The organism is Rubinisphaera margarita (genome assembly GCF_022267515.1).
GTDB lineage: Bacteria > Planctomycetota > Planctomycetia > Planctomycetales > Planctomycetaceae > Rubinisphaera > Rubinisphaera margarita.
In genome coordinates this window covers 195,708-221,972 of the sequence record NZ_JAKFGB010000021.1, presented here as the reverse complement: position 1 = coordinate 221,972, position 26,265 = coordinate 195,708, and the positions used below count along the sequence as shown (strand labels likewise).

The following is a 26,265-nucleotide window of genomic DNA, read 5'->3' as shown; positions in this document are numbered from 1 at the left end:
GAAGGCGTGCGGCAAAATCAGCTGGCCCGTCTCGCGTGCAGAGAAGACCCTGGATCACCGAGAGATTGATTACCTGGTGGTCAGTTCCAGGTTTCCGACGGAGAGGTGTTCGGCGAGCAGGAGATCGCCAAGCTCACCATATTTACGAAGCACGATGGGGCGGGCCAGCTCCAGCTTTTTTCGCACACGAGAGGCGGCGGCATAGGTTGCCTGTCGCGATGTCTCTTCACGCTCGGCGTTCGAGAAATCAATCGTCGCCAAAAAGGCCTGCCATTCCCGATCCGTCACTCGGGCTATGGACTTGATATCGGACAGCATCAATTCCGTATCTTCAGCCAGCACCTCTCCCATCAGCTTCTCCGCTCGCGCTTCAAGTTGCTGAAGGAAATCTGTCCTGACCTGAGCCCCTTCCCGACGTCGCTCGTGTCGGGCGAAATCTCGAGCCGCGTTGACTGCTGTCACTTTCAAGTACCGACGAAACCGGACACGCCCCTGCTCTCGATCTTCACGGAACTGGCGAATGCGAGCCTGGACATACTCGGTCATCAACCGCTTTGAAAGGGTCAGGAAGAAGTCATGCATCGCGTCTTCCCGCTCATCCGCTCTCAGAAAATGAAACTCTCGATCGAACCATTTCTTCACGCGATCATAACTGCGTGCGGTGAACTCGGTGCACGCATCAAGAAATCGTTCCGGATCGTCGATCGCATGCCTGAGACCGCTGAGGATCTCCGAATCGATATCCAGTGGGTCGGTGTCCATGAAAGGCCCTTAACGATTCAGCGTTGTACCTTTGAGGCGAGAATGCCCCTACCTGGCCGAGTATGAAGCTGCGGTCATGGCAAGTCCACAAACTATCAGATAGTGAACATCAAAAATAGTCAGTGAGATTGCGATCTGTCCGTTCGTCCCACCCCTCCGACGATTCGCTTCTCTGCCGGGAATCCAACCGGCAGACTTCGCAGCGGGTCTCGCCAGAGAACAATCGGCCGCCAAGTACCAGAACCGTCGTTGCACAAAAAAAGCAGCACGTCCCTGGACGTGCTGCTTCGTTTCAGCCGTTCGTCCTGACGAGACATTGTCTCGTCAGAAGATGCTTCAAGCCTTAGTTAACATTGTGCAGCAGATCGAGGACAGACGAGTCTCCGAACGTATCGAAATCGGACGCCAGCTGAGAAGCCGGTGGTGTCGCAGCCGGGGCTGCACCGAAGCTGCCAATCTTGACGTGCTGCCAGTTGGCCGAAGACCCCCACTGCTCGATTTCGCGAGTGACGAAGGTAGAACCGGTCGATTCAGCCGACTGCCACCGGCTCAACGAGTCGCGGAACAGGATATCGGCACGACCATCGCCATTGCTGTCGCCAATACCGATGTCTTCGATTGAACCAGCGTAGCTGGTGGTCCCCCAGGACGACAGAGCGAACTGAGAACTGCCCGGACTGGACAGACCGACGGTCCACTGCTGCTGACCAGTCAACATCGCGAAGTCATCATTGTTGTCGGCGTTGAAGTCCCCAACCACGACAGCATTCAGCGAGCCCGAGAGCGTAGCCTTTCGCCAGACGCGTGAACGGAACCGGTTTCCTTCCGAGACGCCGACCACGAACGATCGATTATTCGGCTGTGACGGGATGTTGAAGACACCAAAGATGTCGTCTTTGTCATCGCCGTTGAAGTTGCCGACCTGAATATCGGTGATCGTCCGCGACGGGTTCCATTTCTCGAATGCGGCTCCGAATCGGAAGTTCGACCCGGCTGCATCCGACTTCGCGACCCACCAGATTCCACTGTCGTTGAAGATGGCAAGGTCGTCACCGTTCACACCGTCGAAGTTACCGACGAGCGTCGTGACGATGTCGGAGTATCCGCCGTAGTTACCGTATTCATCGGGCAGGAACTGGCTTCCGGTCGACTCGTACACCCAGAGACGGGAGCGAGTTCCGTTCTGCAGAACAGCCGAGATGTCCGCCAGGCCGTCCGCATTGAAATCGCCGACCTGCAGTGCCTTGACTCCGGTGGTCCGAATGTCGCCCCAGAGGCTGAAGTTGAACTGACCATCCGGCGTCGAGGTACCGACGTAGACTTCACCGTTGGTGAGATGGAAGGCGATGTCCTCGCGTCCGTCGCCATTGAAGTCTCCCTGCAGCGATTGCAGGATTCGGTCGTCCGGGAACGCGGTGGCGGCGGCCAGATCGGTATCGTAGTTACCGAATTCATCTCGCTGAGCCAGCCAGAGGTTCTCATTGACGAATCCGACGAACGAAGTGGGGAGCTCAGGTAGTTGAGCAGCCGTGGGATCGGTGATGATCATCGAGATATCAATCACCGACTCCGGTCCCGATCCGACGCCCGGGTCATCCAGCACGAGAGAGACATTCAGGATCGGATTGGTCCGCGAGTTCAAGCCCGCGTTGGCCTTCAGGAAAACCTGGTTGCCAATGACTTCGAACAGGCCGGCGTCCGGACCCGACACAGTGACGTTATTCATATGCGGACCGGCGTCCACATCCGTCACAGTGAAGTCTTCCACGAAGAGCCGCGTCGAGTTATTGACATTCTTGGGAATCGTCGAGGTGACATTGGTAACGCTCAGCGAGGCAGCCTCATTCGCATCGCCAATGTTCACGCTCAGAAGCGCCGTGTCGTCGGGTGTCGATCCGACCGAGCTGTCATCGACCTCGACAACCACGTCGAGAACGGGATTCGTCTCGAAATCGAGTGAGGCTCCAGCGATCAGATAAAGCTGATTGCCATCGATCTCGAACAGCGAAGCATCGCTGCCTGAAAGACTCAGATCATTCGTGCCAAGACCATCGTCATTGATGACGATGTCGGCCACGTGCGTGCGAGTCGACGTGTTGGCAGATTCGCTGATCAGCGTGGTGGTGTTGGTCAGCTCGACCTGCGGAGCTTCATTGACATCGTTGAGGGTGATCGTGATCGTCGCCGAATCAGTCTCCATCGCTCCACTGTCGTCGGTCACTTCAACAGTCAGGTTGAAGACCGGGTTGGTTTCGAAATCGACTGCTCCTGGAGTGGCGACCGTGATCTCGCCCGTCATCGCATTGATGGCGAACGCTCCGCCGGTGTTACCACCAGTGATCGCGTAAGTCAGCGAATCGGCGTTATCGTCGTCGGAAGCAACAACGGTTCCGACCGACGTACCGACCATGGCATGCTCGTCGATTCCGAACGACTGATCGTTCACCACCGGAGCGGCATTGCCAACCGTCACGACGACATCATTCCCGTCACCGCCCGTGTAGGAGATGATGTAGGTCTGACCGTCGTGCAGGAAGCTGTCGCCTTCATTGAGACCAGCAAAGGTGCCCGTGACGGCGGCCATTCCCGTGTTGTTGATGATGATGAAGGAGTCGCCGGTCGTGACAGCGGAAATCTCGACGTCGAGATCGAGCGTCGCCCCGCCCAGATCGACTGGACCGGCGATTTCGAGCTGGCTGTGGCCGCCCACCACGCCCGGGCCGGCTGTGCCGTCAATATTGACAAGCAGCGAGGATCCGGCGATCAGATCCAGTCCGTCGGCGTTCATGACACCCGGCTCATCGGTTCCTGGCGAAACAACCGCACCGGCGGCGCTTGTACTCAGGGTCCCGTTGATATCGGGTGTTCCTTCGATGGTGCTGGCATCGGCAATGTCAACGTTGCCCTGGAACTGGGCGGTGCTGCTGAAGACAATCACGTTACTGGTGACCGTCCCCACTTCGTGACCGATGGTTCCATTCGCTCCATCGACGTAAGCCGCCCGGTCGAACGTGTTGCCGCTTTCACGGGCGATCTGATCGAGCGTGTCGTCGTTGTTCTGGACAAAGATATGCCCCGCGAATTCTCCGAGCCCGGTGCTATCGAACGTATTGTTCGTGATCGGTGTCCCGGGACGTCGCACCCGAAGGCTGGTGCCGAAACGAGTCGTCGTACCGGAGAACGTATTGGAATCGATCGTCGAATTCGCCGCGTCGATTGTCACCAGCGTATTTCCCTGCTCGCTGGTGCCGTCGACAGAGCTGATTCCGCCAGCAGTTCCGCTGATCAGGTTATTGGTGAACGTGATGTTGGTGGCACTGGCCGACATGGCGTCGCCACCTCCATTGCCGATCGTCACGAGCTGTCGTGGGACGTTTGGTGTGCTGAACTGTGTCCCGAATCCGATTCCGCCCGGCTGCGCTCCCTCGAACGTTTTGCCGGAGAACTCGTTATTGTCGATGACGAAGTTCGAGATCAGCACCCCGTATTCGGTAAGCAGGCCGGCTTCGCCGTTCGCACGGATCTCATTATCCCGGATTGTGGCTCCGGAATGCGGTCCCTGGAAGTAGACCGCGGCGTTCTCGAGTCCGGGCGTCCCATTGTCGATTCCAATAATCGTGAAGCCCTTGCCGGTATCGCCGATCGTCACTCCGGTCGTATTGTTGGTGATCTGAACCGTTCCCAGACGCCCGACGCCGGGGATGCCTTCGATGGTCGTGCTGGCCCGGCCATTCACGGAGAGCAGCGTAAGGTCCTTGTCGATCAACACGTTTTCGACGTAGGTGCCATCGCCAACATTGATCTGGCCGCCGACGTCAACCAGGTCGACCGCGCCCTGAATGCGGCCGTCACCCACCTGTTCGCCCAGTTTCGTGACGTTGACAACAGAGAAATCTCCCTGGAAGCCGACGGTTCCCGGGTCGGTGTCCGTGCCACTAAGCAGGTAGGTGCTGAAATCAACAATTCCGCGAGTCAGCAGGTTGTTGATCAGTGTGGTGTTTGTGGTTCCCCACCAGTTGCCACGTGCTTCAACTCCTGTCGACGTTCCATTGTCGACACCGACAAAGCTGCCATCGGTCAGCGAGTTGTTCGTAATGACAAGTCCATCGGCTCCGGTGCTGGTCTTCCCAGGCTCCCCAACGCGAATGGCGGTCGTGGCATTCGTAAAGACGTTGCCGGAAACAAGAATGTTGTTCACCGCTCCCGGGTTGGCACTGTATGACGGAGAATCATTCCGAGCTTTAATGGCCAGGGAACTGGACGAATCCAATCCGCCGGCGGACGTAGTGAAGACGCCGCTGTTGTCAAAGGTCGAATCCAGAATCTGAATGTTCTGGTGATTCCCGTACTTCACATTGATGTCGATGCCAGCATTGAACGCATAGCCGGCGTCGGTGCCACTGTTGGTGACCGTCAGCCCGGACAGCACGGCATTGTTGAGCTTCTCGAAGTACAGGCCCTTCTTGAGATTGTCCGAGATCACCGTATCGGTGATCAGGATATCATCGAAGCGATTCTCGTTGTCGGTATAGCTGGACGAAGCGTAGACGTTCGCACCGAACTCATTGTTCGTGATCAAGCTGTTCTGAATGGTCAGCCCCACCACCGCCGATGCCGTCGACACGCGAAGACCGGTGGTGTTGTTCGACAGCGTGACGTTGTCGAGAATCAGATCGGTCGTCGTGCCGCTGCCCTGGAACTCGATCCCTCGCGTTGTTGCGTCGGCCACGACATTCTGAACCGTCGTGAACGAGGTCGTCGTTCCGAAGTGGAGCCCCTGCTGCAGGCTTCCGGTCACCCGGAGATTCTCGACGACCAGGCGATCCATGGCGGAAGCGCCGCCGGCTGTGAGCTCAAGAACGGCCTGATTCCCATTCGCAGCCGTAATCACGGTATCGGAAGCGGTGTCTCCGCTCCCTGCTCCGCTCAGCGTGACCTGCTTGTTGAGGGTCACGTTTTCCACGAAGTTGCCAGCGGCAATATTGACGGCTCCGCCGGCGATGGCCGCTTCGATTCCGTCCTGAATACTGGCGGACGCGTTGACCTGAACAGTGTCTGAGCTTCCGGTCACGGTACCGGTGAGATCGGAATTGAGCGTCAGCGTTTCCGCGGTGAGGTCGGCACCGTTGCCCGGATCACCTGTCACACTGATGGCGTCCGTATCGCCTTCACCGTCAACGTTCAGCGTAAAGTTCGCGACTCCCCCGGTCAGATCGATCGTGAACGAGTCATTTCCGGCGTCACCCGTCATATTCAGGGAAGTGACGGTGGCCAGAGCGACGCGATCGATTTCGACGCTGTTTCGTTCAACGACCAGATCTGATCCGTCGACGAAGACGTTGAAGTTCTCGTTGGTCGCATCGCCAAACACATCGACGGCCGTCAGCAGAGTCCGAGGCTCAAGCGATTCGCTGCGGAGGTGGTTCGCAACATCAAACGCGGCTCCTTTTCGCCGCCGACGGGATCCCTGCAGCATTGCCCGCATAGCAACACCGCGGAATAGAGAATTTGACAGAACTGAGCGCGCAAAGCGATCGAGACGCAACATTGCATCTGGCCCTTTTATTAGAGTCATGAAGACAGTTAGACACTCTCAAACGACGGGGGAGTGGTCCCACTGTCGCCGGTTTTCTTTAGGCATACTGCCCGAACACGCCTCTATGCATATTAAGAACGCGACAGTCTGTAGCAAAATTCGACAAATTCGACATTTCCCCTTCAATCCGGAGATTCTGCGCTGTTTTCACAGCCCTTCGGACAAGAATCGATATCCGTTGTGGAAGGATCGCTACAGGAGGTAAAGGCGGGCAATCAGGGAAGACAGGCTTTGGTGATACCACGGCCATACAGGCCATGCAATCGTTATTTTTCCGAAATTCCGCTCTTTAGCTGCGATTCGGTATTTATACCCACATGGAACCACCTGTGTTCGTCCGTTAACACATCAGGCTAACATATTTGGATTTGTCGTTTTGAGTGTCTGTTAACCTGAGGATTGCCCTGTTTTAACTGGCATTACATAAGGCCTCTCCCGATTTCCTATAGGCGACATTACTCAAAGTCCTATCACAGGAGAGCACGCGGGGGAGTTGGACCAGCTAAGCAGAGCTGGTGTAAAGCAGACGGCCGACAAACAATCGAAGAACGAACGCACCACCTGACTGATGCGTCTCGGCGGAAATCTTCTTTAATCATTCCCAAGTCGGCACCGGGAATGAAAGCCGCAGACTGCCTACCCTACTGGAGTAGACATCATTCTGACCATAGTCCAATGATTTTTCACAGGGCCCCAACGCCGCGTCGCCGGGTCCGTGTGCGCTCCTTTCGCAGGATTGGACTCCGCCTCGTGCTGTCCGTCCCAGAGAGTACTGAACCACTTTGAGCAAGTGTACCCAGGAACACGACCATACTTCAACCGGACTCGGGACAGAAAATCTCGCTTTGTTCACTATTCTGCGATCGCCCAGCTGCAAGCGAACTGCCCCTGGTGTTTGAAATGTCGGTTCAGTCGCTGGCTGCCGGAGAATGCGACAAGCACGTCCAACTTCGGAGGGAAACTTCATCCACACTTTTTCAGGGAGAGTCGTCCGGCTGAGATTCTGATCGAGGCAAGTGGGCGAACGCTTGCCAATTTTCAAGTTGCGGATAATCTGCTGCGAATATTGATGCCTGATCAAAGGGTGCAAAATGCAGCGGATGACGTTGGTGCGCTGGCTCGTCTGTGCGACGGCTGCGGTTGGGTTTGCGTTCGATACATACGAACTTCTGATGCTGCCGCTGGTCCTGAGACCCGCTTTGCAGGAACTGATCGGGGCGTCTCCGGGCAGTCCCGAGTTTCAGATGTGGCTCGGGCGGCTGTTCTTTATCCCGGCCTTTGCCGGCGGGATTTTTGGCCTGCTGGGAGGCTGGCTGACCGATCGCTTCGGGCGACGCCGTGTCCTTGCAGGCAGTATCTTCCTCTACGCTGGAGCCGCGTTCGTCTCTGGGTATTCAACGTCGGTCGAGATGCTGCTCTTCTGCCGCTGCCTCGTATTCATTGGCGTTTGCGTCGAGTTTGTCGCTGCGATCGCCTGGCTGTCCGAGTTGTTTGATGACCCCAAACTGAGAGAAGCGGTCATCGGCTATACACAGGCATTTGCATCGGTCGGTGGCCTTCTGGTCGCCCTGGTCAACAGCTGGCTGGCGTCGATGGCAACAGACGGGCAACTGCCCAGCATGCCCCTTCTGGGGACAATGGCGTCTCTCTTTGGAGAAGTCGGAGATCCGAACGCCGTCTGGCGATATACGTTGATGTCCGGCCTTCTCCCCGCCATTCCGCTGGTCATCGTTCGTCCCTTCCTTCCGGAATCGCCCAAGTGGAAAGAGAGAAAACAGGCCGGCACGCTGGGACGTCCTTCCATCACCGAGCTTTTCACCCCGGCACTTCGACGCACCACCATCGTGACCACGCTGCTCGTTGGCGCCAGTTTCGGGCTTGCCTTCGGGGGTCTGCAGCAGATTCCTCAGATGGTTCCCAATCTCCCGGAAGTCAAAGCGGCCGCCGCGGAACTCCCTCCCGACAAGGCGAGGGCGTATCAGCAGAAGGCAGCAGCCGAATACACGAAGGTTCAGGAAATTGGCGGCTTGACCGGACGCATTGCCCTGGCGACGCTCGCTGTCATGATTATCTCTCGACGGGGACTGCTGGCGTTCTTCGCCATCCCGGCCCTGTTCGTCCTTCCGTATCTGTTCTATCAGATGGCCGGTGGCAATTCGACGTTCTACGGCGAGTTCCTCACGCTGCCCCTGTCCTCGATCAGCTTCTGGGTCTTTCTCGGCGGTTTTTTCGTCGTCGGACAGTTCAGTTTCTGGGGAAACTATTTGCCCCGGGTTTTCCCGCTCCACCTCCGCGGAACCGGCGAAAGCATGGCAGCCAACGTTGGGGGACGCATGCTCGGCACGAGCTTCGCCTGGATCACCACGAATCTGGCCGCGACCAGCCTGATTCCCGGCCAACCCGGGCCCGAGAAGATGGGTTATGCCGCCGCGATCGTGACACTCGCCCTGGCCGTCGTGCTGGTCATCCTGCTCTGGGCACTCAAAGAACCTGGGACCACGGACGAGGGCTAGACGCTGACTATTCCTGAAGTGTGTTCGCGGAACCACGTCAGGAGGATCTATTTCTCGTTCAGATGTTCCTGGAAAAATCTCCCGGCGACATCGAGCATCTCGTCGAACCAGAGTTGCTTCCCGACAAACGCGTGAGGAGCTTTGGGGATCACGGTCAGTCCGTGATCGATATCAAGCTCTTTCATTCGCTCGCGGAACTGCTCGGCGTGGGTACTCGGGTCGTCGGTCTCGCCCGTGATGAACCAGCACGGAGGATCGTTGCGGTCGAGATGTTCGAGCGGGGAGGCGAGGCGATACGATTCAGGATTGTCCGCCTGGGAACCGCTGAGAAACTGGCGCCAGATGGTCCCTCGTTCCTCGACGGCAGAGACGATCCGCGTCCGCTCCGAAAGCAGATCAGACTGAGCCCCCATTGGTACGGCGGCCTGAATCGCACTGCTGTACCCGTCATGACCTCCGTTTCCTTCCAGTTCCTCGATTCCTTCCGAGGTTGCAAGTAACGCGGTCAAATGACCGCCAGCAGAAAGACCGATAGCTCCGATGTGCTCAGGATCGATTCCGTACTTCTTCGCGTGGGCCCGCAGGAAACGAACAGCCGCCTTGCAATCATGAATCGCCGCCGGAAACGGAGTTTCTCCACTAAGTCGATACGAAATGGTCGCGGCGACAAAACCTCGGGCGGCCAGCGCCTGGGCGATCTTTGTATGGCTGGTTCGATCCCCTTTGGCCCAGCCGCCGCCGTGGATACAGACAACGGCGGGCAGCGCGCCCCATGCCTCGCGGGGACGATAGATGTCCATCTCCAGCGTGCGATCACCATAGCGGGCGTACGTGACATCGAGTTCCGCGTTCAGGTTCTCCAGAGTCGCTTGAGGAATTGTCGTACGTCCCTCCGGCCGGGTTTCGACCATTCCCGCCGGACGGGCGTCCAGCCGCATCTCTTCCTGGAACAAGACCGCCATGCCGCGAAGTTTGCGGAGGACCTCCCCGTTGCGGACCGGTGTCGTCTCGCCCGGATCCTTCGACAGGTCGTACAACTCGAGGCTGGGGTTCAGAAACAGCTTCCAGTTCCGCCAGCGGACAGCCGCGAGTGCCCCTTGAGCGCCGTGATAGAAGAAGGCACTGTTGTACTCGTAACGATTGATCAACGGCGCCCATTCCCCGGGAGGATCCCAGCGGCGTCGAAGTGGCACCAGGGCGTTCAGCGATTTCTTCAGACCAGGCGGCGGCACGGTTTTCGTCTCCCCCTTAAGGAGCGGACTCATATCACGGCCGTCAATCACACGCGTTTCAGGAACGCTGATGCCGGCGAGTGTCGCCAGCGTCGGATACCAGTCCATGGCGTGCACCAGTTCCGATGATCGCACGTTTTCCTGCAGCCCGACGCCCGGTCCCCAGGCAATCGCTGGAACACGCATTCCGCCTTCGTAGGTCGAAAGCTTTCGTCCTTGAATCTTTTGCTGCGGCGTCCGTCCGGGGCCACGACCATTGTCCGAAGCGTAGACGACAATGGTGTTCTTCTCGATGCCGTACTCGTTCAGAGAATCGAAAAGGCGACCGACGTTATGATCCAATTCCTGGATCGCATCGCCGTACTCTCCCCAGTTCGAGCTCCCCTTGAACGGTTCACTCACTCCCAAAGGAAGATGCAGCATCGTATGCGGTAGATAGAGGAAGAAGGGATCGGCGTGGTGGACTTCAATAAAGCGGATCGCTTCGTCGGTATAGAGTCTGGTTAATTCCGAGGGATCGGCCGGGCGCGCGACGACGTCTCCGTTGCGGATCAGCGGCACGCCGCCTTCTGCTTCGAAATAGACGACTTCGACCGGGTCCAGATTGTGCAGCAATCCGAAGTAGTGATCGAACCCTTGATTGTACGGCAGGAACGGCTCGCGAAACCCGAGGTGCCACTTGCCGATGCACGCGGTCGCGTAGCCGTTCTGTTGGAACAGCTCCGCGAGCGTAAGTTCGTCGGGATGAATACCCGACGGCGAATCGGCTCGATGGACCCAGATCGCGTTACCGACGCGGCGGGGATAACACCCGGTCAGCAGCCCTGCTCGCGACGGACTGCAAATCGGTGCAGCCGCGTAGTAATCGGTAAACAGCGTCCCCTGTTCGGCCATCGCATCGATACGGGGCGTCTCGACTTCGGTCGCACCGTAGCAACCGAGATCGTAATAGCCCTGGTCATCGACCAGAATGAAAATTACGTTCGGTCGAGATGCGTCGGCGGCATCTACCAGGCCCCAGTGGGACAGCAGAATCAACAGGGCTGAGACGATGGTTGCGAACGCTTTCATAAATCTCATCTCGACAGGAGTGGGGGGAACAGGGACGCAGGGCCTTCTCACTGATTCCCAGCGGCGATTGCTCAGCCGTGACCGGTTGGAATGACAGAGCCTCTCGACCATCGCGAACGATGTCTGGACGACTCTTCGCGACGTTGTGTTCTTCCTTGGGATCTGACCTCGGGTCGAACAACTGTCCGCTTACTTCTGAAACAGATCGGGGCTGGGCCAGCGGTCTTCGAAGCCTCGGACTCGTTCTTCGACGGGCGGCTTGACGTTCGGCCAGTTCTCAGGACGGATGCGGACGATTTGGCCCGGTCGGAAGCCTTCGAGAATGAGTGGCACTTCGAACTTGATTTGTAGTCCACTGCTGCCGAGTGGAGGATCGTTCTCCGCCCGGTCGACAGCGATGATGCGGCCGTCCATTCCGTCGTGATCGGGCCACCAGGTTCGCAGTGTATTCTCGGCGGCAGCCATTTTGCCGCCGATACCAGGTTTGAAGTCGGCATACAGCGTTTCATCCATGCCACCAAACAGAGTGACTGTCACGACGGCGTGTCCGAATTCGCGATGGTCAGCGGAGTCGACCATCGCGGGCATCCAGCGCGTGCGGATATGGCGAATGTGTCGCTGACGTTGACGTTCCGCAGCGACGTTCACTGCTGCTTCATCGAGCCACAGATCGGACACGTGAAACTGCTGATAGAGGTATCTCGGATGCCATCCGAGCGCCAGCTGCACCGCCTGTCCGGCGAACTGCTTCTTTCCATCAGCAGGCCAGTGGCCTTGCGCGACAAGGTCATCCAGGCCGAGCAATTCCTTACCTCTCCAGATTCTGGTCGATGAGTCGATCGTCATGGTGTGCTCGCCGTCTAATCCGATGCCCTCGCTCTTGCGTTCAAGGGTGGCGACGAGATTCCCCTCCCCCTTGTTGAGCTCCACTTCTTTCAACTGCCAGGCTTTGCCTTCGCGCATGCAGAGACTCGAATCATCTTCTAGCAGAATGGCGTGGTTCTCCGGCGGAGCAGTCGGGTCGTCTCGTGTGACATTCGGAACGGCGGAAATCTTCGGCTCCGGCGGAAGATAGAACAGACCATAGAGCACCGTCCCGACTGGGATATCCCGAAGATCGGCGGGCGCTCCCCGATAGCGGATCACCCCGTAGGGAAGCATGGCGAAGTGGTGCAATCGCCCTTCGTGAAAGTGGCCGTCGACGTGCAGACGCAGACTTCCCCGACGATTGACATGGTCGACAAAAACGAGTTCGCCGCGATACGCCTTCGCCTGTTCGATCGGCGGAAACGTACCGGGGGAAGGACGGAACGGCTCGGCTGCCGAAGCGACCGAGGCCCAAAGTCCCAGTATCAATAAAGACAAGCAAGCCCGTCTTCTCATCCGAGGTCCAGTTCACTGTTACTGTCTGCGAAGCGTTCGGTTTCGACGCCCATCTTCTGAGCCATCGTCAGCAGAAGATTGCTCATATGAGCGTTCTCGTTGGCCGGACGACTGCAGAGGCGGTAGTGCTGCCCGGGCTGTTCCAGCTGATAGCCTTCGAAATGCCCCTGGTTCAAATCGATATGACGTCCATGTCGGAAGCCGCACCCTGATCCACCCGCCAGCACAAGCGGCAGGTTCGCGTTTCCATGACTGTGTCCGTAGGCCATTCCGCTGCCAAACAACGACATTGTGGTCTCGAGCATCGGTCGTCCCGTGACGTCCGGCGTCTCGGCCAGTCGTGACAGAAAGTAGCTGAACTGTTCGATGTTGAACGTGTCACTCTGGGTCAGCTTCTCCATGTGTCCTGGGTCGCCGTTATGGTGACTCAGTTCATGCCGGGATTGCGAAATCCCGAGCTCCGGGATTGCCAGTCCCTGCCCTTCCAGTCCGCTGCTGAAGGTGACAACACGAGTCGCGTCAGTTTGAAACGCCAGGACAATCAGGTCGTAAACGGTCCGGAAGTACTCCCCGGCCTGAGTCTGCGGCACGTCGCGATCGCCACGCCGTCGATCGGCTTCCGCAATCTCCGGACGGGGAACGTCGAGCCAGGCATCCGCCCGCCGCGTCCGGACTTCGGTTTCGCGCACCGCAGTCAGATACTGATTCATGCGTCCTTTGTCTTCCGCTCCCATCCGTCTCTCAAGCGATCGAACTTCTTCCAGGTTCGCATCGAGGACGCTCCCCTTACGACGCAGGGCCCGTCGCTGAGCAGCGGTCCCGTCTTTCGGCTCTTCGAACAGGTAGGCGAAAATCTCACTGCAGCGGCTCATACCGGGAAGACGGATCCCATCGGCCGTCCACGCGAGCGACTCTCCTTTGTTTGAGATCTCCAACGAATGGAATCGCGTATGTGGCGAAGTGACTTCGGCCATCCTCTGATCGATCGAGATGCTGTTCCGATCGGTCGGCCCGAGATGACCTCCGGTCAGCCAGATCTTCTGACAATTGTGGTGATGCCCCAGCCCCCCCGGGTGATGCAGGCCGCTGATGGGCGTGATCACACCGCGATGCTTCTCCAGCGGCTTGAGCGAACGGGAGAACTCGTAGTCCTCGCCGGCCGAGAGAATCTGATAGTCGAGCGTGTTGACGCCGTTAGGCAGATAGATGAACGCGCTGCGACGCGGAGCCTCCGTTTCCGCCGCTCCCAGCGGTTGCATACAGTTCAGCAATGGCAGCGCGACAAAACTGCCGAGCCCCCGCAAAACATGACGGCGATCAATCAACCACGAATGTTTCATAGTCTCGTTCTTCAGTTCTCAGCGTTTCTGGAACAGGTCAGAGAGGGCGACGGCACGAACAATCTCCCTCAGCCGATAATCCTTCGCTCTGGCTTCAGCGACAATTGTCTCGATGTCTTTCCGGTCATCGACCGTGAGCACGCGACGTAGTCCGTAGGTACAGAGATGTTCGACAAAGGCACGCAGAAACTGATCGCGGTCTTCGAGCAACAGTTGCTTAAACTCTGTAGCGTCCGCAAACCTGCGTCCATCTGGCAGCATGCCGCTCGGGTCGACCGGAGGATCCGCTCCCTGTCCAGTTTCAACGCGTTCATGCGTTCGCCATTGTCCGATGGCATCGAACTGATCGAACGCCAACCCCAGCGGATCGATGTTGCGATGACAGGCGGCACAATTGGCATCCCGAGCGTGGGCTTCAATCTTCTGTCGAATGGTCGCCTTGGGGCTTTCGGGCGGATTAGGCTCGATCGGATCTACATTGGCCGGCGGAGGCGGCGGCGTCTTTCCGAAAATGGCCTCACTCACCCAGACGCCTCGATGAACCGGCCGATGTCGCGTGCCGTCAGACGTCAGTCCCAGAATCGCGCCGGAAGTGAGCAGTCCACCACGGTGGTCTTCAGGACGCAGAGAGACTCGCTGAAACCCGGAAGTCTGAAGTTCCGACAGACCATAGAATTCGCAGAGCCGCGAATTGGCCATTGTCCAGTCAGAGGCGATCAACTGATCGATCGGCCGATTGTCCGTGAACATCTGACGGAAATACTGGACGACCTCCTCGTGCATGCTGGCTTCCAGCCAGACATCGTAGTCCGGATAAAGCTGACTGTCCGGGGGGAACATGCCGAGCCGATGCAGTTGGAGCCACTGACGCGGAAAGTCTTCGATGAAGCGATCGATCTTGCCGTCGGTCAGCATGCGGTCGACCTGAGCTTCGAGACCACCACCGGTCAAGCTTCCTTCGCGAGCCGCTTCCAACAGCGGATCATCCGGCATCGAGCTCCAGAGAAAATACGAGAGTCGTGAAGCCAGTTCCCAATCGGTGAGCCGTTCACGTGGCTCTGCTTCACCTTCGACAAGATAAGTGAAGTTGCGCGATGTCAACAGTCCCAGGAGGGCGACGCGATATGCCGAAGCGACACTTTCTCCGACCTCGCGTTCTGCTTCATAGGCTGTCAGATACGGCTGAAGTTCTTCATCGGAAACCGCACGTCGCCAGGCCCGCTCGGCAAACCGCCGCAGATGCTGAGCGACGACATCCTTCGGAGCATTCTCGGGAGGCAGGACATTGGTCCTGGTTGCGCGTTCGGCGTCTGTTTCGAGTGGACCTTCCCATTCGATCCAGTCGAGCAGGACGAAGGAAAAGATTGCGTGCCCCTCCTCATCGAAGAGCTTCGGCCCGGTTGGATTCAGCAGTCGAGTTTCGCTGGTATGTGTGAACACATAGGTCTGCCCACCCAGGATGTTCCGGTGATGCCCGCCTTTGGCCCGCGAAATGATATCCGTGGCGATGACGTTGAACTCCAGGCTGGCGGGCATCTCGAGAAACACCTCGAATTCAATCACTTCCGGTTCGTCTTCCGGAGCCAGCACATCAAACTCAACCAGTCCTTCATTCGTTCCTTCGCCAGTCCGTTGTCCAATCCGCAAATGTGCTCTCTGCCCACCTGCAGGACGGATTCCGCTGGCCTGTAATCGAACCCGATAAAGACCACTCTGCTCCGGGCCCGGGCGGCCGAACCAGTGGGGTCGGAGGGCCTGAAGCTCGCGGCCGGGAAAGATGAGCGCTCTTAGCGGCCGTTCGATGCCGAATCGCTGGAGATACTCTTCCTGCTGCTTTCCTCCGTTGTACCGAATCTCAGCCGCAGTCTTGCGAATTGTTCTGCTCTCGATCGGCTGCTCGGGAAAAGCACGATTCAGCACGATGTCGGCGGCCCGGTAGTACCGCTCAACGTGCGAGGGAGACAATGAGAGAACTGATCCGATCCGTTCGAAACCGTGCCAGCGGGGATCCTCGTTCAATTCGCCCGGTTTTGTCGGATCGTAGCGAACGCCCAGAAGATCGTAGACGGTATTCTGATACTCTTTCCGGCTGAGTCGATAATGAGCGACTGGAGGCCGTGCCGCCATTCGAGCAGCCCGCCCTTCACTGATCAGTCCATTGAGTTGACCAATCACCGTGGCGATTTCATTTTCCGAAGGCTGGGGCTCATCTTCCGGCGGCATCTCTCCGGAGTTGATTCGCTCCACCACCTCCGCCCACAGGTGCCCGTCGATGCCCGATTGAAAATCCCGGGAAAGCTGATCGATCCGCAGATCACGTTCGACCTGCTCCGGCCCATGACAGCGAACGCAGTGCTTCTCGAGGAAGATTTCGAACGGTTCCTCAGCGGAGAAAACCGACGTGTTCAACAGACACGCAAGCACGATCAGACAGAATCGCTTCATGAAACAGCCCGCAGCAGAACGATTTTCAGGCTTTCCTCAGCTCTGCTGTGGAGCAGCCGCTATAATATCAGGCACGGTCGATATGTTAGCGGGAACCTTGAGGCAAATGATAGTCTGAAAACGCGTTCGGCTACGGACTCTGCGCGTCTTACAACCTGCTCACTTCTTTTTCGCAGCCTTCCGTTTGAAGTAACGTTCGTAGGCTTCAAAGCGGCCCCTGGCGATCTGAGCTCTGCAATACCCTTTATTCTCCCCGAGCGAATGATACGTGGGAATTGACGGGTACTCTGTGGCACTGTTGAGTTTTCGGAGATCGCAGCTTCGGGTGTCGAGCATTTGTCATTCCTGTTGCTTCGTCTTGATCACGTATCGTCCTCCGTCCGCGAGAACAAGGCTCCGTGGCTAAGGCGCGTCAGGTGCTCTCTGGTTCGCGACGCATTTCCGGTCTCCAGAGAATTCGTCTGACCTCGGCAAACTTCTTCTAATCAATCAATGACATCGGCCAACTTTCCGGTCATACTGAAAGCCGACGATGATCGACTTCTCGACTCATCGAACTGAAGTTCACCTTGTTTTGTTCTGACCAAGGGGATTTCAAGGCATGCGAGTTCAATCGCGGGTTCAGTGGATTGCCTTTGGCGTCACATTGTCGCTGGTATTGCCCCTGTTGGGCAGCCTCGTCTCTTCTGTCTTTCTTCCCGACTCCCGCTTCGCGAACCTTCCGATCCATTCTCTCTTTGAAGCCTGCGGTGGTCTGCTGGCAATTGCTATTGCCGCGATTCTCACCGTCGAACAGTCGGGAAAAGAGGACAATGCTCACTATCCCTGGATGGCCGCGGCACTGGCCGGGATGGGAATCCTGGATCTGTTCCACGCCGCTGTCGACGTCGGCAACACGTTTGTCTGGCTGCACAGCACGGCGACTTTCGTGGGCGGATCGTTGTTCGCCCTGGTCTGGGTCCGTCGGCTGCCTGCGATCAATCCGGGACCGAGAGCGTTTCCGTTCGTCGTCGTAGCCAGCACCACGATTTTCGGTGTCCTCTCATGCGTCTCCCACTCAACCATTCCCGCCATGGTCGTCGATGGAGACTTCACTCTCTTTGCCCGATTACTCAACATCGGTGGGGGCATCGGCTTCCTGATCGCGGGCAGCTTCTTTGCGAAGCGCTTCCTGGCGAGAAACAGTCACGAGGACTGGTTGTTCGCCGTACATACCGTTCTTTTCGGCGCGGCCGGCATCCTCTTCGAGTTCTCCGCTCTTTGGGATGCTGCCTGGTGGTGGTGGCACATCCTGAGAATGGCAGCCTATCTGGCCGCCCTCGCTTTCGCCGTACGAGCTTACCTCCAAGCCGAGAACGAGATCCTCGAGATGAATCATCAGCTGCACGAACTGAACCGCACGCTGGATCAGACGGTGGAAGAACGGACACAAGAACTCAGCCACGAGCGTTTCCTGTTGCAGAAGCTGTTGGAACATCTCCCCGATGCGATTTACTTCAAGGACAGAGAGGCCCGCTTTACACGCGTCAGCTACACCCTCGCCCAGCGACTCGGCTGCTCGCCTGAAGATGTGATTGGACACACGGATGCCGATTTCTTCCCGACCGAATACGCCGCTCAGGCGAAGGCCGACGAAGAGAAGCTGATGCGATCGGAAGAATCGCTCTTCGGAAAAGAAGAACATCCCCACTGGCCGGACGGCACCAGTTCGACAGTGCTCACGACAAAGATTCCCCTGCGAGACAGCGACGGGAATGTGGTGGGATCATTTGGGATCTCGCACGATGTCACCACGATCAAGCGAGCTGAAGAACGCGCCCGAACTGTGGTTAACGCCGCTCCGACTCCGATTCTGCTCGTCGATCGGGATGGGCTTATTCGCGTTGCCAACACGGCTGCGGAGACGACCTTCGGCTATTCCTGCGAGGAAATGATCGGACAACCCGTCGAACTGCTCGTGCCGCAACATCCTCGAACAGAGCATGAACAGAAGCGAGCCGACTACTGGAGCGATTCGTCGATCCAGAAGATGGGCTCCGGACAGGAGCTCATGTGCCGGCGCCGGGATGGCAGCGAGTTTCCCGCTGAACTCGGTCTGAATCCGATCATGCTTGACGACGAACAGGTCGTGCTTGTCACCGTGTTCGAGATAACGCTCCTCAAGCAGGCCGAAGAGACCTTGCGAAGAGCCAAGGAGGCGGCCGAGCAGGCCAATCAGGCGAAGAGCGATTTCCTGGCCAATATGAGTCACGAGATTCGTACTCCGATGAACGCGATCATTGGGATGTCGGAACTCGTGCTCGATACCGATCTGAATGGAACGCAGCGTGACTACATCACAATCGTGCTGGAGTCCGCTGAAACTCTGCTCGCAATCATCAATCAGATTCTCGATTTCTCTAAGATCGAAGCCGGCAAACTGGAATTGGAATCGATTCCTTTTGATCTCTGCGAAGAGGTCGGAGACACGCTGAAATCGTTAGCGCTCCGCGGACATGCGAAAGGATTGGAGATCGCCTGGCGAGTTCAACCGAGCGTACCCAGGTACCTTCGCGGTGATCCGGTACGACTCCGACAGGTCCTCGTCAATCTGATTGGCAACGCGATTAAGTTCACCTCCGAAGGAGAAGTCTTCGTCGATATTGAACTCGAAGAGCCCGTTCACGCCGGTCGGGCTCGCTTGCGCGGCTCGGTTCGCGATACCGGCGTGGGAATCTCTCCGGAAAAACTGGACAGGGTGTTTGCTCCTTTCGAACAGGCCGATACATCAACCACGCGGCAGTACGGGGGCACCGGTTTGGGCCTGGCAATCACGCGGCGTGTCATCGAGGCCTTCCATGGCGAGCTCTGGGCCACAAGCATCCCCGGGCAAGGGAGCACGTTCTCCTTTACGGCTGAGTTTCCCGTGTCCGAACAGCCGGAGGACGCCATTCCCCTGGAGCCGCCCGATCTGAAAGACGTTTATGTCCTCGTCGTCGATGACAACGAACTCAATCGGCGAATCCTGAAGGAGATGCTCGAGAGCTGGGGAATGCCCGTGACCACCGTCGAAAGCGGAAGAAAGGCCATCGAGTTGTTACGCGACCGCGTTCGGAATGACGAACCGATTCCACTGATTCTCAGCGACGTCAACATGCCCGAGATGGATGGATTCGAGCTGGTGCACCATCTTCGCGGGATCGAAGGTCTGGAGGAGACACGGATCATTATGTTGACCTCCGGAGGGCGAGCCGGCGACATCGCCCGCTGTGAGGATCTGGGAATCGACGGACACATGATGAAACCGGTGAAGCAGTCGGAGCTACTCGAATCCATTCTCGAAGCCGTCGGAAGGAACGTTGAGGCCGTTCCGGAATCGGAAACGAAGCCCGATCACGAGCGGATTCCTCCGCTGCAGATTCTTGTCGCCGAGGACGGACTCGCGAACCAGCTTCTCGCGCGCTCCCTGCTCACGAAGTGGGGACATACCGTCACGATCGCCTCGAACGGGAAACTGGCTCTCGAACAGTGGAGGCAGTATCAGTTCGACTTGATTCTCATGGATGTTCAGATGCCGGAAATGGACGGTCTTGAAGCCACGCGAGCCATTCGCGAGGAGGAGCAGAAATCCGGTGAGCACATTCTCATTATCGCGATGACGGCCCGCGCCATGCAGGGCGACCGGGAGAAGTGTCTCGACGCCGGAATGGATGAGTATGTTTCGAAGCCAGTGCGGAAGAACGAACTGCACGCCGTTCTGGTCCCGCTTTTCGGGGACAAGGATCCGTCAACCGATTTGAACAACACAGGCCCGCCCGCAGCGAACAACAATGTCCTCGCGAAGTCAACTGTCGTGAACTGGGACCATGTGCTGAGAGTTGTCGATGGCGACGAAGATCTGCTGCAGGCGTTGATCCTCACTTGCCTCGACGAGCTACCGAAACTCAGCGCGGGCCTGGTGGAATCCATTGAAAGCCACAACGCAACCGAAGCGCGACGGTACGCGCATACCATCAAATCAGCGGGAAGGAATTTCGGGGCCAACCGGTTGCAGGAATCGGCTCAAGCTGTCGAACATGCCGCCGCCGAACAGAACCTGGAAGAAGCTGGACGCCTGCTGGATTCGCTGCAGGCGTCCATACAAGAGATGTCTGAAGCCCTGGGCTCCAGACTCGTTCCACAGAATTGAGAACCACAACATGGAGAGACAGCCGTGAGCAGGGTATTGATTGTCGATGACTCCGCACTGGACCGCCAGATCGCGGGCACGTGGGTGCAGAAAGCGGGATGCATTCCGCTGTATGCTGTGGATGGTCAGGAAGCGCTCGACAAGATTCGCCAGGACCGTCCGGACATCGTGCTGACCGATCTGAATATGCCCAAAATCGACGGGCTGGCGCTGGTCAAGAGCCTCAATGTGTCTCATCCGGCGCTGCCGATCATCCTGATGACCGCGTACGGCAGTGAGCAGATTGCCGTGGAAGCGCTGCAGGCCGGCGCCTCGAGTTACGTTCCCAAGGCAAACTTCCGCGAGAACCTTCAGCAGGCTCTGCAGACCGTGATCTCGGTGATCAGCGCCGAACAGCAGCGGGAGCTCGTTCGTCAATTTCACCAGACAACTGAATGCCGCTTCATTCTCGGTTATGAACCGGGTGGCTCTCAGGCTCTGATCAGCTTTATCGGCGAGAGCATGACGCGACTCGGCTTCTGCGACAACTCGACGCTGCTCCGAATTTCGACCGCTCTGGCGGAAGCTCTCATCAACGCCACCGACCATGGCAACCTCGAACTCGACTCGAAACTGCGGGAAGGTGGGAACAACGATTACCACCAACTCGGTCAGGAACGAATGAGGAAACATCCGTATCGGGACCGGCGGGTCCACGTGACGGTCAACCTGTCTCCCTCCGATGCCCGGTTTGTCATTCGAGACGAAGGCCCCGGATTTGACCCCTCCACGCTCCCGGATCCAACAGACCCCGAGAACCTCCTCCGCCCCAGTGGACGTGGCGTAATGCTGATGAGATCCTTTCTGGATCACGTTTCCTACAGCGCGAGCGGCAATGAGGTCACTCTTGTTAAAAGCCGTCCCGACCTTGCAGGTCATTGCTCGTAGTCATTCTTGTTCAATAGAAATCGCGGCCGCCCGGTCAGCTCGGCGTTCTTCGATCAATCGCGAGCGTGTGCGACGTTTCCGGTGCCAACCGCTTCAGCGACGCTCTCGAAGCCATCGCGTTTCAACAGTCGGACGAGTTCACGGCAGATGGTCTTTGGAACAGACGGGCCTTCATAGATGAGGGCTGTGTAAAGCTGAACCAGCGAGGCTCCCAGACGAAGTTTGAGATAAGCCTCTTCCGCATCGAGAATTCCGCCGGTTCCGATGATTACGTACCGTCCCTGATCCATTTCGCGATAGAGCCGTGCGATACAGCGATTGATCAGTCCTGCGACAGGAGCACCAGCCACCGCTCCCGGACGGTTGGCCAATCTGTCTCTGGCAATCGTCAGAGCGAGTGAATCCGGTTTGCCGGCGGGGAGATTGAAGCAGAATCCTCGAACGAACGGGAATTCCTCACACTCTTCCAGCAGCCGCTGGATTCGGGCGGGACTGTCGTTCGGAGCCACTTTCAGAAAGACCGGACAATTCATCTCCAGCGGAACAAGGCGATCGAGGAGAAGTTTGATCGTACCGGACTGATCGAAGAATTCCCGCCCCCCTTCAGCGTTGGGACAACTCAGGTTGAGCATCAAGTAGCTGGAATGCTGATGCGTCAGCGATGCCGAGTATGCGTAGTCATCCAGAATCTCGTCGGCACTGTCAGCCGATGCCTCGGCTCCGCGATTCGTCCTGACGAGATTCACTCCCAGGGGATGCTTCGGACAATGAGCTTCCAGTCGCTTAGCAATGCACTCTGCACCGTCGTTCGGCAGGCCATAGTTCACGATGATCGCCCGCTCCTCGGGAAGACGGAACAGGCGGGGCCTGGGATTGCCCGTTGAGGGTCGCGCCGAGACCGATCCAATTTCGGCAAATCCGAAGCCCATCGCATCAATGATCCGCAGCGCCCGTCCGCTCTTGTCCCATCCCGCCGCGAGACCGATGGGATTACTGAAACGAAGTCCAGCGACGTCTGTGTGCAGCATCGGTTCGTCAACTTCGAAGCACGCCCGCATGACGCCGACAGTCCCCGGAATCCGTCCTGCGACACGGCACGCTTCCACGGTCAGGTGGTGCGTCCGTTCGGCATCGAGACGAAACAACAGCGGACGAATCATTGCGGAATAGAACGACATCGAACTTCCTCACCCCAGCCGAAGAATGCTCAAAACGGGTGATTATGGAAGATGTCTCAGACCGCGTCTACAGGAAGGCTCCGTGCACCTGCGAGGCCGAAAGACTACAGCCGCTCGCGGCGGCGCACTCCGATCATGGCTGGAATTGGACGATGAACATCACTGGAAGGCCGATTCACCGTGACCGGGACTTCCGATTTCTGCTCGCGATGCAGCATGATCGAGCTGCCGCCGCCGTCCAGATTGATGGCGTGCCGGCAGCCGTGATCCTGCAGCAACCTGGCCAGTTCATGCATCGTCATGCCATCGCTGTAGCCATCCCGGCGTCCATCGACAACAACCAGCAGCAGAAATCGATCCGATTCATCGAAACCCAGAGCCGTCCGCGGATGACGAGGTCCGCCTTCTTCGGGAATCAGCTGCCCGTCCTGAATAAGAACGGCACAGAAATCTCCAACCGCCTGTCGGACGTCGACCGACTCGGCGGGGCGGCTGATCTGCGGCACCCTCAACGCATTGATCCAGAAGGCGACCTGACTGTTGGAATACCGAGGGTTATCGAGAGGGCTGCAGAACTGCCCGTCTGACACCGCCATGCCGATCATGTTGACGTGCATCCCCTCGCTCCACGGCAGAAAACGATCTTCCGGATGAACTTTGCTGAACGCGTTGGCGTTGACCGCAGCCAGAGCGTCCCCTTGATTCATCAGGTCGACCGGCATGGTCAGCGTCGCTTCTGCCGGTCCGTCTCCGTCGGGATCGTCTCCGACCATCACGAACAGGTCGATCAGCGAAGAATGCAGATCGACCCGCATATACGAAGTGGCCAGCGGTCGCGGTTCCTGTCGCTGCTCCGTCCAGATGACGACGGGAGGGAGATCGATTGAGATCTCTTCAAGGGGACTGTCGAGTTGGACGATCAACTCTTCAGGTTCTTCCGCTGCAACTGGTTGTAAGCAAAGCAGGCACCCTGCGAGGATCGAAACTTTAGTGACGGGCAGGATCACCCTTCCGAATCGATATCTATTCCTCCCGCTCATTCTTTCCTCGCTCGCTTCGCTCGTCGACCACAGCTTCGTCGGGACCGAAGCTCTTCAGTTCACGCGTCCGGGAACGCGAACAGACGCCCGGCATTTGTATCCCGGTCCGCACAATCTGTCGCGAACGAGCCGAAATCGTTAGCAGCCCATCAGAACTTAATCCAATCTTCATTTTCATTGCCAGAATACGGGGCCGGGCGAGTTTTTCTGTTAACGATTCTCCTCTTGAAGCGACCATCAGGACGAGCCTTTGCCCTCCAGCCAGCACACGAGAACGATGACGACGACAGTTCTGATCCCCGCGTCTGAGAATGAGAAACGTGGCGAGCATGCCGCTACTGCGATGAGTCGAGACAACGCGTCGACCCTGTCTGATATTACCACAAACCGCAGCTCCCTGAACGAACTCTGGTCTCAGGCGGAGCCGGTCGTGAAAGGCTTCCTGCTGGCGTCCCTGCCTCAGTCCTGCGATGCGGACGACGTGCTTCAGGAAGTCGCTCTGGAGGTTTCCCGGCGATTTGAAGACTACGACCCCAGTCGCCCGTTCGCCCCGTGGGCATTGTGGATCGCGAAGATCAAAACGGCCGACTTTTTTCGTCGCACCTATCGGGATCGCCATCTGCTTGTCGGGGATGCGCTGGAACCGCTCGCGGCAGCGGCCTGTCGAGCGTCACTCAAACTTCAGGAGCAATCCGATGCTCTTGAAGAATGCCTGAAATCGCTGAGCAGCAAGAACCGGAAACTGATCACCCTGCGCTATCGCGAAGGCTTGTCTCCGGCTCGAATCGCCGATGAGCTGGAAACGTCCTCTGGAACTGTTCGAGTGCTGCTCCATCGCATCCGCACGGCGCTGGGAAAGTGCATTGAAAGTCGGTTGCAGCAGGAGGGCCAGAAATGAAAGAGTCGGATGCTCTCCGCGTCATCGATGATCACCTCGACGGACAGGACGAGTTCTCCGCCGAAGTGACCAGCGAACTGACAGAATGGCTGCACGACGATCCCGAGAACGCCGATCGCGCATTCCAGCGTATCATGCTGCACGTTCTTCTCAGCCGCAAACTGTCGGAACAGGACACTCATCGAGTCGCCGGAAACGGCAGCGATATCGTCTTCATTCAAGCACCGGCAGAAAAACAACCCAGTCCGCGCTGGATGGTTCTGCTGGGTATGGTCGTGCTGATCGCCGCAGCTGTTTCCGGAATTACGACTTCGCTCGTCTTACTGCTGCCACAGCACCGAGGCCTCGGTCTGGATGCGGCCAAAGATCTCGAACACCTTTCCCAGCCGCCGCCTGTCCGTCTCGAGCATCGCGTCTCCTCAACTGTCCGTTGGACGTCCGCCGCTCCCGCGTCGCGATTCGCCGACTGGACTCCGGACGAACCATGGACCCTGGCATCGGGTCTCGTCGAGTACCGGTTCGACGGCTCATGCCAGTTCGTTCTCGAGGGACCGGCTCGCTTCGCCCGGCTCGATTCTTCGATTCTCTCCGTAACGGAGGGGGCATGTGCAGTCAACTGGACTCCTGACAAAACTCGTCCGGTCTGGTCGCTGCGAACCGCCAATGCAACTATTTTCATCGAGAAGCGAGCCAGCTTCGTCCTGCGGACATCGCCAGAAACGGGAACCGTGCTCTCCGTCCTCGAGGGCGAAGTTCGGTTTCGGCAACAGTCAGAGCGGGCAACAGAAGATGGTCATTCGCTTCTCGCCGGACAGTCGGTCTGGGTCGAAGGAGGAAAAGTGATTGTGGTCGAGTCGGACTGGGTCGAACACAGAGTAGGCCGCGTGCGGTCCGCCTTGAACGCATCTCCTCCGCGACTGCTTGAGGCACCATTGGTGTACGAAGGCTTCGACTATCCCGAAACGTTGCCGACGTCTGCGGAGTTCACGCATGCGGGGATCAGTCTCGAACATGGTGGCTGGGGTTGGGCCGGATGCTGGCAGGAGAGTGGCAGCCTTGCTTCCAGTATCGATCACGCTCCCCTTCGCTGGAATGTCCCCGGGGATCGCCGAGGCATTGAGAGTTTGAGCTTCCGAGATCAGGCCGGCCGACTGCTTCGCACATCCGGCGGCCAGTTGCGAACCTCTTACGGACAGACGAGTCGCGCCGGGCGAAGCATCGATCCGGACGCCTGGCCTGCCGAGTTTCGCGATTCTCAAGGGGTCGGCGCAGACGGATCCGAAGTCTGGTTAAGCTTTCTGGCTCAATCTTACGACAGTGAAGGCGGGAATCGATACGCGTTCCTTCGCCTCGGAGATGATCAGACCGGGATTCGTCTCGGTCGACTCCCCGGCCCGGAGAAATGTGTCTGGAGTGCGGAGATCGATCGGACGAACGGCGAATACATCGGACCGTATGGAAGTGAGATTCCAGCTGACGAGGCGGTCCTCTATGTTGTCCGAATTCGCTTCCAGCCGAAGGCCGAACAGGTTCGCGTCTGGTTGAACCCTGAACTGTCGACGGTCCCCGAAGAAACGGAAGCCGCGTTGGAGTTCACCGCCCCCAATTTCCGATTGCACGAGATTCTCATCGAAGGACGTTACTCCACCGACTTCGACGAGATTCGCATCGGCCCCACTTTCGCGTCCGTCAGCCCGTATCGTTCTGAATAG

Annotated in this window: 13 protein-coding genes; 5 read left to right on the top strand and 8 right to left on the bottom strand. The window is 57.9% G+C overall.

Going from position 1 to position 26,265, the window contains the following annotated elements; genetic code table 11:
* Positions 1 to 69: 69 nt before the first annotated feature.
* Both L1A08_RS20655 and L1A08_RS20650 read right to left on the bottom strand, forming a co-directional pair.
* Positions 70 to 762: a hypothetical protein gene (locus tag L1A08_RS20655; RefSeq protein WP_238758439.1), complete on the bottom strand. Its 693-nt coding sequence runs from the start codon at positions 760 to 762 to the stop codon at positions 70 to 72.
* 343 nt (positions 763 to 1,105) lie between these two features.
* Positions 1,106 to 6,247, bottom strand: coding sequence for a beta strand repeat-containing protein (locus L1A08_RS20650; protein WP_238758438.1), 5,142 nt, complete (start codon positions 6,245 to 6,247; stop codon positions 1,106 to 1,108).
* Between the two features lie 1,211 nt (positions 6,248 to 7,458).
* On the opposite strand from L1A08_RS20650, the gene L1A08_RS20645 reads away from it, so the two are divergent.
* Complete coding sequence (locus L1A08_RS20645) at positions 7,459 to 8,871, top strand: MFS transporter (protein WP_238758437.1); 1,413 nt, start codon at positions 7,459 to 7,461, stop codon at positions 8,869 to 8,871.
* 47 nt (positions 8,872 to 8,918) lie between these two features.
* Here the strand turns inward: L1A08_RS20645 and L1A08_RS20640 are convergent, their stop codons facing one another.
* From L1A08_RS20640 to L1A08_RS20625, 4 genes are all read right to left on the bottom strand, one after another.
* Positions 8,919 to 11,174, bottom strand: coding sequence for an alpha/beta fold hydrolase (locus L1A08_RS20640; RefSeq protein WP_238758435.1), 2,256 nt, complete (start codon positions 11,172 to 11,174; stop codon positions 8,919 to 8,921).
* A 189-nt stretch (positions 11,175 to 11,363) separates the two neighbouring features.
* On the bottom strand, positions 11,364 to 12,539 hold the full coding sequence (locus L1A08_RS20635) for a hypothetical protein (RefSeq protein WP_238758434.1): 1,176 nt from the start codon (positions 12,537 to 12,539) through the stop codon (positions 11,364 to 11,366).
* A 14-nt stretch (positions 12,540 to 12,553) separates the two neighbouring features.
* Positions 12,554 to 13,897 (bottom strand): DUF1552 domain-containing protein, encoded by a 1,344-nt coding sequence (locus L1A08_RS20630; protein WP_238758433.1) that lies wholly within the window; start codon positions 13,895 to 13,897, stop codon positions 12,554 to 12,556.
* A gap of 18 nt (positions 13,898 to 13,915) precedes the next feature.
* Complete coding sequence (locus tag L1A08_RS20625; protein ID WP_238758432.1) at positions 13,916 to 16,342, bottom strand: DUF1592 domain-containing protein; 2,427 nt, start codon at positions 16,340 to 16,342, stop codon at positions 13,916 to 13,918.
* Between the two features lie 601 nt (positions 16,343 to 16,943).
* Between L1A08_RS20625 and L1A08_RS20620 the strand changes: the two genes are divergently transcribed.
* Complete coding sequence (locus L1A08_RS20620; protein ID WP_238758431.1) at positions 16,944 to 20,510, top strand: response regulator; 3,567 nt, start codon at positions 16,944 to 16,946, stop codon at positions 20,508 to 20,510.
* A gap of 24 nt (positions 20,511 to 20,534) precedes the next feature.
* Positions 20,535 to 21,437: a response regulator gene (locus L1A08_RS20615; RefSeq protein WP_238758430.1), complete on the top strand. Its 903-nt coding sequence runs from the start codon at positions 20,535 to 20,537 to the stop codon at positions 21,435 to 21,437.
* A gap of 53 nt (positions 21,438 to 21,490) precedes the next feature.
* Here the strand turns inward: L1A08_RS20615 and L1A08_RS20610 are convergent, their stop codons facing one another.
* Both L1A08_RS20610 and L1A08_RS20605 read right to left on the bottom strand, forming a co-directional pair.
* Entirely contained in the window at positions 21,491 to 22,615 is a 1,125-nt protein-coding gene (locus L1A08_RS20610) for a quinone-dependent dihydroorotate dehydrogenase (RefSeq protein WP_238758429.1), read from the bottom strand.
* A 104-nt stretch (positions 22,616 to 22,719) separates the two neighbouring features.
* Entirely contained in the window at positions 22,720 to 23,538 is an 819-nt protein-coding gene (locus tag L1A08_RS20605) for a phosphodiester glycosidase family protein (protein ID WP_238758428.1), read from the bottom strand.
* 394 nt (positions 23,539 to 23,932) lie between these two features.
* Here L1A08_RS20605 and L1A08_RS20600 point away from each other — a divergent pair, with 394 nt between their 5' ends.
* Together L1A08_RS20600 and L1A08_RS20595 are read left to right on the top strand one after the other, a co-directional pair.
* Positions 23,933 to 24,553 carry a sigma-70 family RNA polymerase sigma factor gene (locus tag L1A08_RS20600; protein WP_238758427.1) on the top strand — a complete coding sequence of 207 codons (621 nt, stop codon included), beginning with the start codon at positions 23,933 to 23,935 and terminating at the stop codon, positions 24,551 to 24,553.
* Positions 24,550 to 26,265: a hypothetical protein gene (locus tag L1A08_RS20595; protein WP_238758426.1), complete on the top strand. Its 1,716-nt coding sequence runs from the start codon at positions 24,550 to 24,552 to the stop codon at positions 26,263 to 26,265. Before L1A08_RS20600 ends, L1A08_RS20595 begins: the two co-directional genes overlap by 4 nt.